12 protein-coding genes are annotated in these 11976 nt (G+C 53.6%); 3 read left to right on the forward strand and 9 right to left on the reverse strand.

Annotated elements, in window-relative coordinates:
* Positions 1-50: 50 nt before the first annotated feature.
* The 8 genes from EUZ85_RS23460 to EUZ85_RS23495 all read right to left on the reverse strand — a co-directional run bounded on the left by EUZ85_RS23460 (position 51) and on the right by EUZ85_RS23495 (position 5903).
* Positions 51-1208, reverse strand: a complete 1158-nt coding sequence (locus EUZ85_RS23460) for a hypothetical protein (RefSeq protein ID WP_127972500.1) — start codon at positions 1206-1208, stop codon at positions 51-53.
* Between the two features lie 186 nt (positions 1209-1394).
* Positions 1395-1592: a hypothetical protein gene (locus EUZ85_RS23465; RefSeq protein ID WP_127972502.1), complete on the reverse strand. Its 198-nt coding sequence runs from the start codon at positions 1590-1592 to the stop codon at positions 1395-1397.
* Positions 1593-1604: 12 nt separating this feature from the next.
* Complete coding sequence (locus EUZ85_RS23470) at positions 1605-2135, reverse strand: GNAT family N-acetyltransferase (protein WP_127972504.1); 531 nt, start codon at positions 2133-2135, stop codon at positions 1605-1607.
* Between the two features lie 17 nt (positions 2136-2152).
* The gene (locus EUZ85_RS23475) at positions 2153-2692 is read right to left on the reverse strand and encodes an MOSC domain-containing protein (RefSeq protein ID WP_127972506.1); all 540 of its coding nucleotides are present in this window, start codon (positions 2690-2692) and stop codon (positions 2153-2155) included.
* A 141-nt stretch (positions 2693-2833) separates the two neighbouring features.
* On the reverse strand, positions 2834-3274 hold the full coding sequence (locus EUZ85_RS23480; RefSeq protein ID WP_241566841.1) for a thermonuclease family protein: 441 nt from the start codon (positions 3272-3274) through the stop codon (positions 2834-2836).
* 141 nt (positions 3275-3415) lie between these two features.
* A complete protein-coding gene (locus EUZ85_RS23485; protein ID WP_127972510.1) occupies positions 3416-3871 on the reverse strand; it encodes a YbjQ family protein in 456 nt (151 codons plus the stop codon).
* 4 nt (positions 3872-3875) lie between these two features.
* Positions 3876-4190, reverse strand: coding sequence for a YbjQ family protein (locus EUZ85_RS23490; RefSeq protein ID WP_011395889.1), 315 nt, complete (start codon positions 4188-4190; stop codon positions 3876-3878).
* A 654-nt stretch (positions 4191-4844) separates the two neighbouring features.
* On the reverse strand, positions 4845-5903 hold the full coding sequence (locus EUZ85_RS23495; RefSeq protein ID WP_127972512.1) for a hypothetical protein: 1059 nt from the start codon (positions 5901-5903) through the stop codon (positions 4845-4847).
* A gap of 235 nt (positions 5904-6138) precedes the next feature.
* Between EUZ85_RS23495 and EUZ85_RS23500 the strand changes: the two genes are divergently transcribed.
* Together EUZ85_RS23500 and EUZ85_RS23505 are read left to right on the forward strand one after the other, a co-directional pair.
* Positions 6139-7899 carry an FAD-dependent oxidoreductase gene (locus tag EUZ85_RS23500; RefSeq protein WP_127972514.1) on the forward strand — a complete coding sequence of 587 codons (1761 nt, stop codon included), beginning with the start codon at positions 6139-6141 and terminating at the stop codon, positions 7897-7899.
* A complete protein-coding gene (locus EUZ85_RS23505; RefSeq protein ID WP_127972516.1) occupies positions 7886-9580 on the forward strand; it encodes an alpha-keto acid decarboxylase family protein in 1695 nt (564 codons plus the stop codon). The genes EUZ85_RS23500 and EUZ85_RS23505 overlap by 14 nt, the downstream gene beginning before the upstream one ends.
* An 82-nt stretch (positions 9581-9662) precedes the next feature.
* On the opposite strand, the gene EUZ85_RS23510 is transcribed toward EUZ85_RS23505, so the two are convergent.
* Complete coding sequence (locus EUZ85_RS23510; protein ID WP_206617939.1) at positions 9663-10775, reverse strand: M28 family metallopeptidase; 1113 nt, start codon at positions 10773-10775, stop codon at positions 9663-9665.
* Positions 10776-11089: 314 nt separating this feature from the next.
* On the opposite strand from EUZ85_RS23510, the gene EUZ85_RS23515 reads away from it, so the two are divergent.
* A complete protein-coding gene (locus EUZ85_RS23515) occupies positions 11090-11926 on the forward strand; it encodes an ABC transporter substrate-binding protein (protein ID WP_127972518.1) in 837 nt (278 codons plus the stop codon).
* Positions 11927-11976: the final 50 nt, after the last annotated feature.

Here is an 11976-nt window from a genome sequence, read left to right on the forward strand (position 1 = left end):
TTTTCGAGAACCCGGGCGCTGCGGGCCTAAAGCCCGCAACATCGCACCGTTTACTGCACGCTTCCCAACTGGCGCAGAAACTCCAAACGTTTCTGCGCGTCTTCATCGACATAGGGAACATCGTCATAGTCAGAGAAAGGAAAACCGTTCACCGCAAAAGAACTTTGGGCGACGCTTCCGTATTCGGTTTGATAAGTCGGTGGGGCCGGCATCCGGGTTAAGGAAATGTCCCGCAGCCGATAGGGGCCGGCGTCGCCTTTCTGTTTCAGCGCCGCAATGTGAGCCCGCAGATACACCAGGCCGTTTTCCACCTGAATCTCTTCCTGGGCGGATAAATGCACTAGAGGCTCATTGGCGTCAGCGCTGTAAAGAATGGCTGAGATCTCGTGAAAACCGGGGGCGTTCACCTGGACATGCACAGGAATATACAAATAGGCGCCGCGCACTTCCGCCGCGTCCACATGAGTCACTTGCGCCACGCTTGGCGTGTAGGTAACCGGCGTTCCGATTTCATAGGCGCGGCCGTTGATAGTCAGATTGGCGATGACGCGCAAATCGCTCCCGGCTCCCGCCAGCGCTGGATCGCTGCCGGAGAAGGTTAAATTAAACACGGAGTCGCTGCGCTGCGCGCCCTCGGTGACGGCCAGGGTCTCAGCCAGCTCTACCAAACGCCCGTCCGCTTCCACCGTTGATCCGGCATTCAGGCCGGTGACGCTCACCGACGCGATGATGTCCTCGCCGATGAAGTACTGGCTCTTGGTGGTTTCGAGGCTAATGCGGGGACTGTTTGGATCTTTGAAATCCAAAGGCATGCCAGCGGGAACGCTTTTATTGGGGAGATACTTGGCGAGCGCCTCTTTATCTCGTATCGGGTTGGAAAAACTGGGGTACTGAATCTGATCCTGATATTGATCGGCGACCTGAGTCAGGCGCGCTTTCACTTCCTTTTCAAAGAACGGATTTTCGCCAGTTTCTTCATCCTCTTCGATATCCGCCGTCATGGATGGCGACGGCTGCGATGGCGCGATGGCGCTCCCGGTTGGCGCAGCGGTCGCAGCGGCGACAGGCGGCGTCTCGACGGCAGGCGTCACCGCCGCTTCAGCGTCAGGGATATCCACGCCCTGACCGCCAAAGAAAAAATAACTGCACACCAATGCGGCTATTGCGCCACAGGCCAAAACAAGGCCCTGCTTTTCCTTGAAAAACATAACGATGAACCTTTGTCCTTTGTTATTTTTGTTTTAACGTTCGGCGGACCCTGTCTGCGCCAAACGCGGATATTATTATTTCCTGTGGGCCACTATAAGCGTTAGAAAGCGGACGCGAAACCGCCCAAATAGGTGATTTCAAACATTAGATCATTAGAAAAAAGAGAATGGGAGCTGACCGGAAGGTCAGTTTTTTGAGGCAGGAGAAGAAGCGGAGGAACAGTCTTGATCAGCGGCGGCATGAACGGCGTTTGGAGTGCAGTCATCCTCCGCCAGATATTGCTTCAGCTTGGGTACCACCATCACGCCAATAATGCCCAGCGCAAACAAGATAACCGGAAACAGCAGCATCATTTTTGCTTCGCGTGAATAGTGTTTTGTCATAGCACGTTCGCCCTATTTAGATACCGGTGTATTCAGGTATTTCACAAATAACAACTCATGCAAAGGCTCGCCGGCGTGTCCATAGTCCACCTTGGATCTTCCGTCGGGCAGAAACCCCAGGTTTTTATAAAACGCCATGGCGCGCAGGTTTCCTTTCAATACCCACAGATATATGGCCTTGGCTTTTTCCTGTAGATAGTGGTCGCTCACATACTCCAGCACCCCTTTACCGAGGCCATGTCGCCAGTAGTTGGGATCAATATTGATGGAGTACAGTTCGACGCCCTCTTCCCCGGCGAGTTGCTCGTCGCGAAACGCGCCGCAGCTGCAGAACCCGGCGACACGCCCTTCATGCTCAACCACCAGACGCAATATCGGGCTGTCTTGCGCTAACGCCGCCGTCCATTGCTGCGTTCTTTTTTCCACGGACAGAGACGCCAGAAATTCACTCGACATCAGCCCGCGATAGGCTTCCCGCCACGCCGCCACATGAATGACGGCGATGGTTGGGGCGTCTTCCACTGTAGCGGGGCGGATACGCATGTCAGAGTCCGCGGATATTAAACAGGAGCAAGCGGCAGATAGGGCTCGGGGGGCAATTGTACGTCGATGGCGTCGTCAACGCTCACAGGACCACCGTCCAGCACAATCGCCATTACGCCGGATTTGCGGACCAGGTTACCCTCTTCATCACGATCCAGCACGGCGGCGACCAGTCCTTTCTGATGCTTATCAAGCTGCGAGCATGGGCTGCGCAATCCGGTCAGCTCTATCCGTGCGGTCGCGCCAAATTTAAGAATCGTCCCAACCGGCAACGACAACAGGTCCAAACCGCTGGTGGTGATGTTCTCTCCGATCACGCCAGGGCTGACATTGAATCCTTTGCCTTGCAGCTCTTCCAGCAACTCATTATGAATCAAATGCACCTGACGCAAGTTTGGCGATTCCGCGTCTTTCTTAACGAGATGGATATGCTTCACCATTGCGCCGCGATGGGCGTCGCCATCGACGCCTTCACCGGCGACCAGCTGAATAGTGGGGACCTGTTTCTTGGTAAACGTATGTTCAGCGCTCTTGCTGACAGATAGAACTTTAGCCAACGTAAACTCTCCTTTTACTCACTCAGTTCGGCAGGATAAACCTGCGCTCGTCAGCATACCAGCGCCTCCGCCTGAAAGTTAAGTCGTTGACCTGATTGCGATTGCGCCTTGGTCAAGGCGGGAGCATTTACCAGCGTTGGATCAGGCTTTGCACCAATCGATTTTGGTTCCGCCTTCATAGGGAACAGCGAGTTTTTCCCTGATCAGGGACTGCCCCAGACTTTCACCGTCGGCCACGACGTCCGCCAGCACCCTGAAATATTTATCCCGCTGGATATTTTCCAGTTTCACCTCTTTTGCGCTTCTCAGCTTCTCCACCAGAAACTGCTTGGCTTTCAGCGCCAAAGCCTTTTCTTTCTTGCAGGAACCGCGCAGCTCAGGGGTATCGATATGTTTGATGCGCACGCCGATACGCTGCCCCACAATCGCCGGCCAGTCAGCAATGTCGGCGCGAAAGGTGTCGCCATCATAAATACTGGTGACCTGCGCAACCGTTGCAGAGCCAAAATTTTCATCTTTGATTCCTGCATTGGCGAGCATCGGCGCTGCCAGAATCAAACACAAAGCCAGACGTAACTTCATATGCATAACACCCTATTTATCAACAAGACCAGGGCGAATGCTAAAGTTGAGTTGTAGATTTATCCAGTAAATATTTGTTTAGACTGACTTCTATCTATCAGCCAAACAAAAAGTTGCACACTTCGCGGCATTGATGCGGTCTCATTTATCGACGACCGCCGTTCCATAAGCCAGCACTTCGACTGTGCCCAGGGCGTTTTGCAACCCGTTGGAAATGGTCGAGGTTTCCAGTTTTACGTTGTAGATCTCTTTGGAGCCAAGGGAAACAGCCTGTTCCTTCATGCGCAGAATCGCTTCTCGACGCGCTCTTTCCATCAAGGATTCGTAGCTGAACAGGCGGCCGCCGATCAACAGTCGCAACATGGCGAAGAAGCGTTTGAAATAATCAACGGACACCACCACGCTGCCGGTTACCAGTCGCGCCTCCACATTGGCGCGAGTCGGAGGAATATGCCGCCCCATTGATAAGATGACCGCTCGATGCTTCGCCTCGCGAATCCGCAATGACTTGAAGTGAGCTTTCTCAGCGCGACGTCCAAATCCATAGCCCAACGTCATCAAGAGCAAAAACAAGCCAATATTGATCAGGATTTCCATGGCGTTACTCCATGACCACCGCCGTACCATAGACAAACAGCTCCGCTGCGCCTTGCGCCACAGACGAAGTGGCGAAACGCACGTTAATCACCGCATTAGCGCCCATGCCGCGCGCCTGTCTTTTCATTCGCTCCAGCGCTTCGCCCCGGGCGTCTTCCAACAGCTCGGTATAACCGCGCAACTCACCGCCGAATATATTCTTCAATCCCGCCATGATGTCGCGTCCCACATGCTTAGAACGCACAGTACTGCCCTGCACCAGACCAAGATGTTTGACGATATTTTTACCAGGAATGGTTTCGATATTAGTGATCAACATAACTAATCCACAGACCTCTTGTTGGAAACACCTGCGGACATAATATGTCACAAATATTCAAAAAGGGAAGGACAAATATTTGCACAAGCCGATCAGAGGAAGTCTAAAAGTCAGAGCGCGGTTTCATGACTTTATAAATGGCGGGTTGCTTAATAAAAAGAATGAGCTTGGCGAAGGATACCGTCATTATGACAGCGAACACCGCCATCATTAATTCTTTGCTAACAGAGGCGTATCCAAGATTCACTGTCGCAACAATGCCCACGCATATAAGGTTTATACATGCCAGTATCGCCAAACCAAAGCGTGGCTTTTGCACTAGTTTTGAGTGGCAGTGCGGACACACAAAGCAGGTTGCGTCTTTGATCCTTGTCTTACTGAGCACTATCAGCTCTGGGCCCTTACGTGGAAAAAGAAAGCCGCATTCGGGGCAACTTGATCTCATTCGAACTCCATAATAAACAGGAACGCTTAAACCTTAGCACAGCGGTAACTGTATGCCGGCTAGATCATTCTTGTCTCTGATAAAGGGCTGCTCTTGAGCACGGCAGAACGTATTGAGATCCATACCAATTAAACCAGCCGCCTTTGCTCGCCAAGCCACTCTGAAAAAACACGCTATATCACTCCGCCGCAAATCTTTATCAAAGCTGACTATTCCACATACTCATTCCCATTCAGCCAGGTGGGCGATGGGGAGTTCTTATCACGCACAATAGTCCTGTAGGCGGTCTCTCCATCGTCAAAGTGCAGCGTCAGCAGATAACCGTGGATGTCATAGCGCCCTGCTTCCTCTGGGTAATAAAAACTCACTGAAGAACTGATGGGGTCGTCGTGAGTTGGATATGAGTCCAACTTGCGAATGAACTTGCCGTCAGAGAAAAACTGGTAGCGGATGACGTTGGTGATGAGAAAGGCGCCGCCGTCGGTCTCCTGCTGAAAACGCAGGTCACTTTCTAAGCGATAGCCTTCATCAAGAGGCGGGAGGGCTTTGCTAGAGGCAAACTTTTGCCATTTCTCGCCGTTCAGCCATTCACGTTCTCCATTGTTTGTTCGCCAACGCGTCCACTTGGAGGGATGCTTGGCTTTATGCTTCGCGACGCCGCCGCGAAATACCAGCGCTTGCATATCCATGCAGAGATCGCCGTTTTTAAACAGCAGCTCAGGCGCATCCACCACCGTCGACTTTCCTGCAACGCGCACTGTGCGACGGTTGAGCATCACCGCTTCTACTTTCGCGATATCCTGCTTGATCAGCTCCGGATCTATCGGTTGGCTGTCGGCGCGCTCCCTTTCACTGGTGAGCGCTTCCTGGGGTATTTCATCCAGTAACTTCTGGCTTAACTCATTGAAAGCGAGGAAAGGCATAAAGTCGGGATTTGCGAGAACTTGCCCCAGATGAGCGCAATAATCCGCGCTGTGCAGTTTAACTTCCGCTGCAGCTTCCCTGGCGATGTCCGTCAAACGAACCTGAAGCTGCGCATCATTCACTGATAAAATATTAACGGCTGATTCGATATCGTCGATGCGATTGAGTTTACGCCAGTTGAAGTATTCCGATTGATAGTTGTCAGGACAGGCTTCAGTGAGTTTGGCGACATACTGAATCTTCGCCAGCATATCTGGAAGACGCTCAATACTGGCGTCATCGCCAAAAGCGAAAGCAGATACGCCAATGGAAAACAACAGGGACTTGGCCAGGATATTCTTCATCTATTCTCACTACCTGTGGAGGGGTTCCTGGCGCGCGCCCAAGGGCGAAACTGGTTTTTACGGCCAGGAATATCAAGCGAATATATATTTTTTACAGCAAGTTACAACAATTCTTTAACAAACCTGAACCCACTCTTACAAAAATCAATTTGGCTATTTTTTGAACCATGCCTATGTTTTTTATTACTTGAGGAACCGAATAAAAAGTAACGTTTCGCTGACAAGGAGTGGGCTGATGGATAACGCTGCATTGACCTTGGATGTCGCGGTTGTCGGTGGCGGGGTTTCAGGTGTGTATAGCGCCTGGCGTTTGCAAACGGAGTGCGGCGCACAACAGGATATCGCACTGTTTGAATACAGCGATCGCATAGGGGGACGACTTTACAGCATCACGCTACCCGGACTTCCCAATGTCGTCGCGGAAGTCGGCGGCATGCGCTACATCCCCGACGTTCATATTCTGGTAGCCAGTCTGGTCAAATACCTGCAGTTGCCGACGAAAGACTTTCCCATGGGCGCGCCGGAGCCCGTCGGCTCCCAAGACAACCTCTTCTTCCTGCGCGGCGCGCGTTTCCGCTATCGGGACTTCAGCAGTCATCCCGACAAGATTCCCTACAACCTGGCGTGGACTGAGCGCGGTTATGGGCCCGAGGACCTGCAAGTCAAAATCATGAACTACCTGTACCCCGGCTTCGCCGACTTGTCTCTGTGCGATCAAATGCGGGTGAAAGTATTCGGCAAAGAGATCTGGAAATACGGCTTCTGGGATCTGCTCTACCGGGTGCTCAGCAATGAAGGCTATATGTTCATGAAGGACGCGGGCGGCTATGACGCCAACGTGGCCAACGCCAATGCCGCGACACAATTGCCGGCGACGGAGTACAGCGATGAGACGAAGTTTCTCACGCTGAAACACGGTTTCCAGTCACTGCCCCTCACGCTGTGCGAGCAGTTCGTGCAAGCCCCGGGCAACCTGCTTGGAAGCAAACGACTCTACATGAATCATCGTCTGGCGGAGATTCGTTACACCGGCGACGACGATTATCCCTACAGCCTGCATTTTCGGCATACGCATACGGTGGATGGAAAAACCACAGACCAACCCGGCGAAACCATCGTGCGCGCCAAACGTATTATCCTGGCCATGCCGCGTCGCTCTCTGGAACTGATCAAGTCGGAGTTTTTCGATGATCCCTGGCTGCAGGAGAACCTGCCGTCCGTGCTAATCCAGTCCGCCTTCAAGTTGTTCCTCGCCTATGAAAAGCCCTGGTGGCGCAGCTTGGGATTGGTGGCGGGACGCTCTGTCACGGATCTGCCGGTGAGACAGGTTTACTACATGGGAACCGAATGCGAGCAGCCCGGCGGCGAGCCTTTCCTGAACTCTCTGCTGATGGCGTCCTATAACGATATTGGCACGGTCCCGTTCTGGAAGGGGCTGGAAGACGGACTGCCTTTTATAGGCTACAAACCGTCCTGTCTGGAGGCGGATATCAGCGCCGACAAAATCGTGCCCCGCACCCGCTATCAGGTCAGCGAAGACATGGTGCGCGCCGCGCAACAACAAGTGCGTCAGGTCCATGATCAAGTAGAGCTGCCAGAGCCTTACAGCGCGGTGTATCACGCCTGGGACCACGATCCCTACGGCGGCGGCTGGCATGAATGGAAAGCCAATTACCGGCTCGACAAGATCATGTGCCGTATGCGTCACCCGGTGGAGGAGCAACAGATTTTTATTGTCGGCGAAGCCTACTCCTACGATCAGGGCTGGGTGGAAGGAGCGTTGACTGTCGCCGAGTCGACCCTGGAGGATTTTTTCGCAATGGCGCGGCCTTCCTGGCTGCCCCCGGAACAACAATTCTCCCTGATGCCGGTCCCCTGCCCCGACGGTTGCGGTTGCGCTGACGACTGCGGCTGTCTCACCTGCGATGACTGCAAGAAAGTGTTGGATGAAGTCACTCAATTTGCGTACAAAGGAATCGACAATGTTGAAGGATAACTCATTTACCGTCGCCGACTATCTGCTCACCCGCCTGCGCCAGCTTGGTCTCGGCAAAGTGTTTCAAGTGCCCGGCGATTATGTTTCCGAGTTCATGGAAGCGTTGGAAAAATTCGATGGCGTGGACGCCGTGGGAGACATCAATGAGCTGGGCGCGGGTTACGCCGCCGACGGCTACGCCCGTTTCGCCGGCATCGGCGCGGTATCCGTTCAGTACGGCGTCGGAACCTTCAGCGTGTTGAACGCCGTGGCGGGGTCCTACGTAGAACGCAATCCCGTGGTGGTGGTCAGCGCCAGCCCATCCGCCCAAGACAGGCTGATCATTCGCGACAAAGGCGTGCTGTTTCATCATTCGACCGGCAACCTGAATGCGGATAAAAAAGTCTTTGAGCAAGTCACTGTGGCGGCGGAAGTCTTGAGCAACGCCGCCGAGGCCCCGCTACAGATCGACCGCGCCCTCACCGCCGCCATCAGCAAGCGGCGCCCTGTTTATCTCGAGGCGTGGCAAAACGTATGGGGCGAGCCCTGCCGGGAGCCGGAACACCCGCTGCGACCACAACCTCCCGTCAGCGACAGAGCGTCATTGCGGGCGGTAGTGGATGAGACGCTGCAGAGACTGGTCAACGCCAAGCGCGGCGTGATCATGCTGGGCATAGAGATCGCCCGTTATGGCCTGCAGGAAAAGGCGCTGCATATGGTTGAGGCCAGCGGGCTGCCCTTCACCACCACGCTGGAGGCGAAGTCTGTGCTCGATGAAAGTCATCCTCAGTTCATCGGCACTTATGCTGGCGCCGCATCCTGTCCAGGCACGCGGGAATACATGAAAAATGTCGATTGCATACTGGCCCTTGGCGTGATTTTCACCGATGACTACCTGGACCTGATGCAGAGCGATTTCTCCGAGATTATTCTGGTTAACGATGAACAAGTGCGCGTGGGCTATGAATACTTTCGCAATGTCGCCATGACCGACTACATTGATGACCTGTCGGCGCAGATCAGAAGCAAAAACGGATTCCCGCACCCATTGATAAAAGTCCATCTGGACGATGGGGAGTGCGCCGGCTGGAATACGGAACTGGGCGCCCAGCTCACCTACAACATCTTCTTCGATCAGCTCACGCACTTTTTCCAAGAGCGACGCTTACAGTCTGAAATTGAGCTTATCCTGGGCGAAAGTTCTTCCCTTTATGTGGCCAGTAATATTAACGGATTACCTCAAAACAGCTTTATCGCCAACGCCGTTTGGGGATCGCTCGGACATGAAACCGGCTGCGCCATCGGCGTCGCCATGGCCAGCGGCAAGCGTCCCTATGTCGTCGCCGGCGATGGCGGCTTCATGATGATGTGCCAGTCCCTGTCCACACTGGCGCGCAATCGCATTAACGCCGTCATTTTCGTGATGAGCAATGGGGTTTACGCAATCGAGCAGGCCTTTGTCGATATCAAAGCGTTTACGCCAGAGGGGCGTTTTGCGCCTTTCGACGTCCTGCCGCAATGGGATTACCAATCCCTCGCCAAAGCCTACGGCGCCATGGGATACCGGGCGCAGACCATCGACGAGCTGCAGAAAATACTGTTAGATGTAGAGTCCCTGGTGGACTGCCCCGCATTGGTGGAAATCGTCATTCCTCAAAAAGATCTGGCGCCGCAAATTCGCCGTCTGGCCAGACCGTCCTGAAGATAAGATCCTGAAGATAACATAAAGAAGCTGAATGCCATGAGAGCAAGGCGGGCATAGACGCCCGCCTTCTATGTGAGATTTAAGGTAAATAGTAGTCTGCGAAAGAAACGAACTCTACCGTCGCCTTGACTGCTCGTTCCATCTGGCTGCTGACTCTGCCAGGGAAGGCGGACTCCATGGCGTCGATCCGGTCGCTGCCGGTATGCCAGATTTCTCCCCACTTCTCCTCAGCGTCTTTATCGCAAGCGCCAATAGTCGCCTCGTCAAAACAGGTCCAGAACTGCGGATTAACGGTTTGTGAATAGCCGTCTTTCCCATACTTCCCAACAATATCGAAGTTAGTCGCTTCAACGTATGCGATGGGAATACCTCGGCAGGCGAAGGCAACGTGATCAGACCAGTCGCCGGTCTCGCCCGCCTGATAGCCGCCATCTACGCTTGGATGTATTAGGAAATCATTGTCTCCGTCCAGAGCGATAGAGGCATCCAACATTCCTTTGCGTACAGTCTCTCCTGCAACGTAAGAGGAGTTGTCGCCGTTACAATCATAGGGTGTGGCGCTGTCAGCGGAGTGCACATACAGGTAATCGCCGCCGGCCACTGTGTCGTAGTTGACCATGCCGACAATCCTGCCAAGATCATCCACCGATAGCTGACTCACGTAGTAATTGGAGCCATGCAGGCCTTTTTCCTCTGCTCCGAAGAATACGAAGCGCAAGGTGTAAGGTATGGTTTTATCTTTAATGCGTTTGGCGACATCCAGCAGTGTGGACACGCCTGTACCATTATCCGTGGCGCCAGTGGAGCCGAGATCTTCGCCAGTGGTGTCGTAATGAGCGCCTAAAACCAACACCTTATCAGCGTTGCTCCCGGCCTTCTCAAAGATGACATTGCTGGAGTTAAACTCATTGTTGTCTCTATCCTTGTAAGTAAACGCTTGCGCGCTGGGCGCATAACCCAGGGACTTGAGTTCAGCCAGCAGATAGGCTTCCGCTTTGCGTTCACTCTCGGTTCCGGCCACTCTGGCGCCGATGCCTTTGGTGGGATGAGCCAGATCGACCAGATAGTCGTCCGCGGTTTTGTTGGCGTTAGCGCCGCCGTTGTTGGAATCATTATTATTGGAACAGCCTGTCACCAGCATCAGGCAAGCCAGTCCAGGCAATAGTTTTCTTGTATTTATCTCGGAAAACATCAAATTTCTCCTATCGTAAAAAGATGCGCAAGGCATCAAAAACCCCGTCCGGCGATAAGCAAATATCGTGGAGAAGTCATTATTTTTATTTGAAAAACATCAAGATAACCGATGCAACGACAGTTCACGGCGCACCTTGGCGACGCCGCCGGTTACTGTCGTCGCACCATACTGCAGCATTCGACTCTGGCCGGATATCCCTCTTTTGCCTTAGGAGGCGCTTCCACCGCTTCCGTCAACTACAGGTTCGCTATGCTCAGTGCTATAGTTTTTACAGAGACTGCACAAATATCACCCAGCCCTCTGAGTAATCCATGCGCGCCTACATAACGTCTCCATGGTCGAAATTACTGCTCCTCGTTTTTGCGCTGATGGGAGCCGTTGGTGCGGCTCGTACTGAATCAGACATCGTTGAAATCAATGTCTGCGGTATTGATGTGGCGAATCCGCCCATTTACCGGCTGACCATGGCGGAGACCAATGACGCCACCGAATATAAAGGCGTCGCCTATGAGTTAATGGACGAGATTGAGCTACAGGCGCCCATACGCATCATCTTTGAACGCCGCCCCTGGAAGCGCTGCCTGTCGCAACTGCAGACAGGTCAGTCGGATGCGGTGATTGGCTCCTCCTATGTGCCGGAACGGGAGCAATACAGTCACTACCCGCGCAAGCTGGACGGCACTGTGGACAACACCAAGCTGGTGTACAGCAATACCCTTTGGCTATATACCTCAGATCCTGCGGTGCAATGGGACGGCGTGTCGCTGAAGCTGCCTCCGGGAGCCCAGGCCGCCGCCGGACTGGGCTACTCTTCCGCTGACTTGCTGCAACGTATGGGAGTAGAGGTCATTGAGCGCTACGAACCCAAACACCTCGCCAATCTGCTGACCAGTCGTCGGGTGGCGTTAGTCGCCAGTTACTCCATGCAGGTGGAGCCGTATCTTGATCTGAATGATCCCAACTCCCCCGTGCAACGACTGCCCACTCCTTTGATGCAGGACGATATGTTCCTGGTCTTTTCGCGTCAGTTCTACGCCCGCCACCAACATCTGGCGGAGCGTATTTGGGGAATTTGCGCCGATATTCATGAGTCCGGTCGCTACAACGAAATCATGGCGCTCTACTTCTCATTTCTGGACTCTCAGTAACGCCAGCAGGCTGTCTGCGTTAGAACGAGCGCCTCCCGATATTTAGGCTA

This window comes from Hahella sp. KA22, assembly GCF_004135205.1.
Taxonomy (GTDB): Bacteria; Pseudomonadota; Gammaproteobacteria; order Pseudomonadales; family Oleiphilaceae; genus Hahella.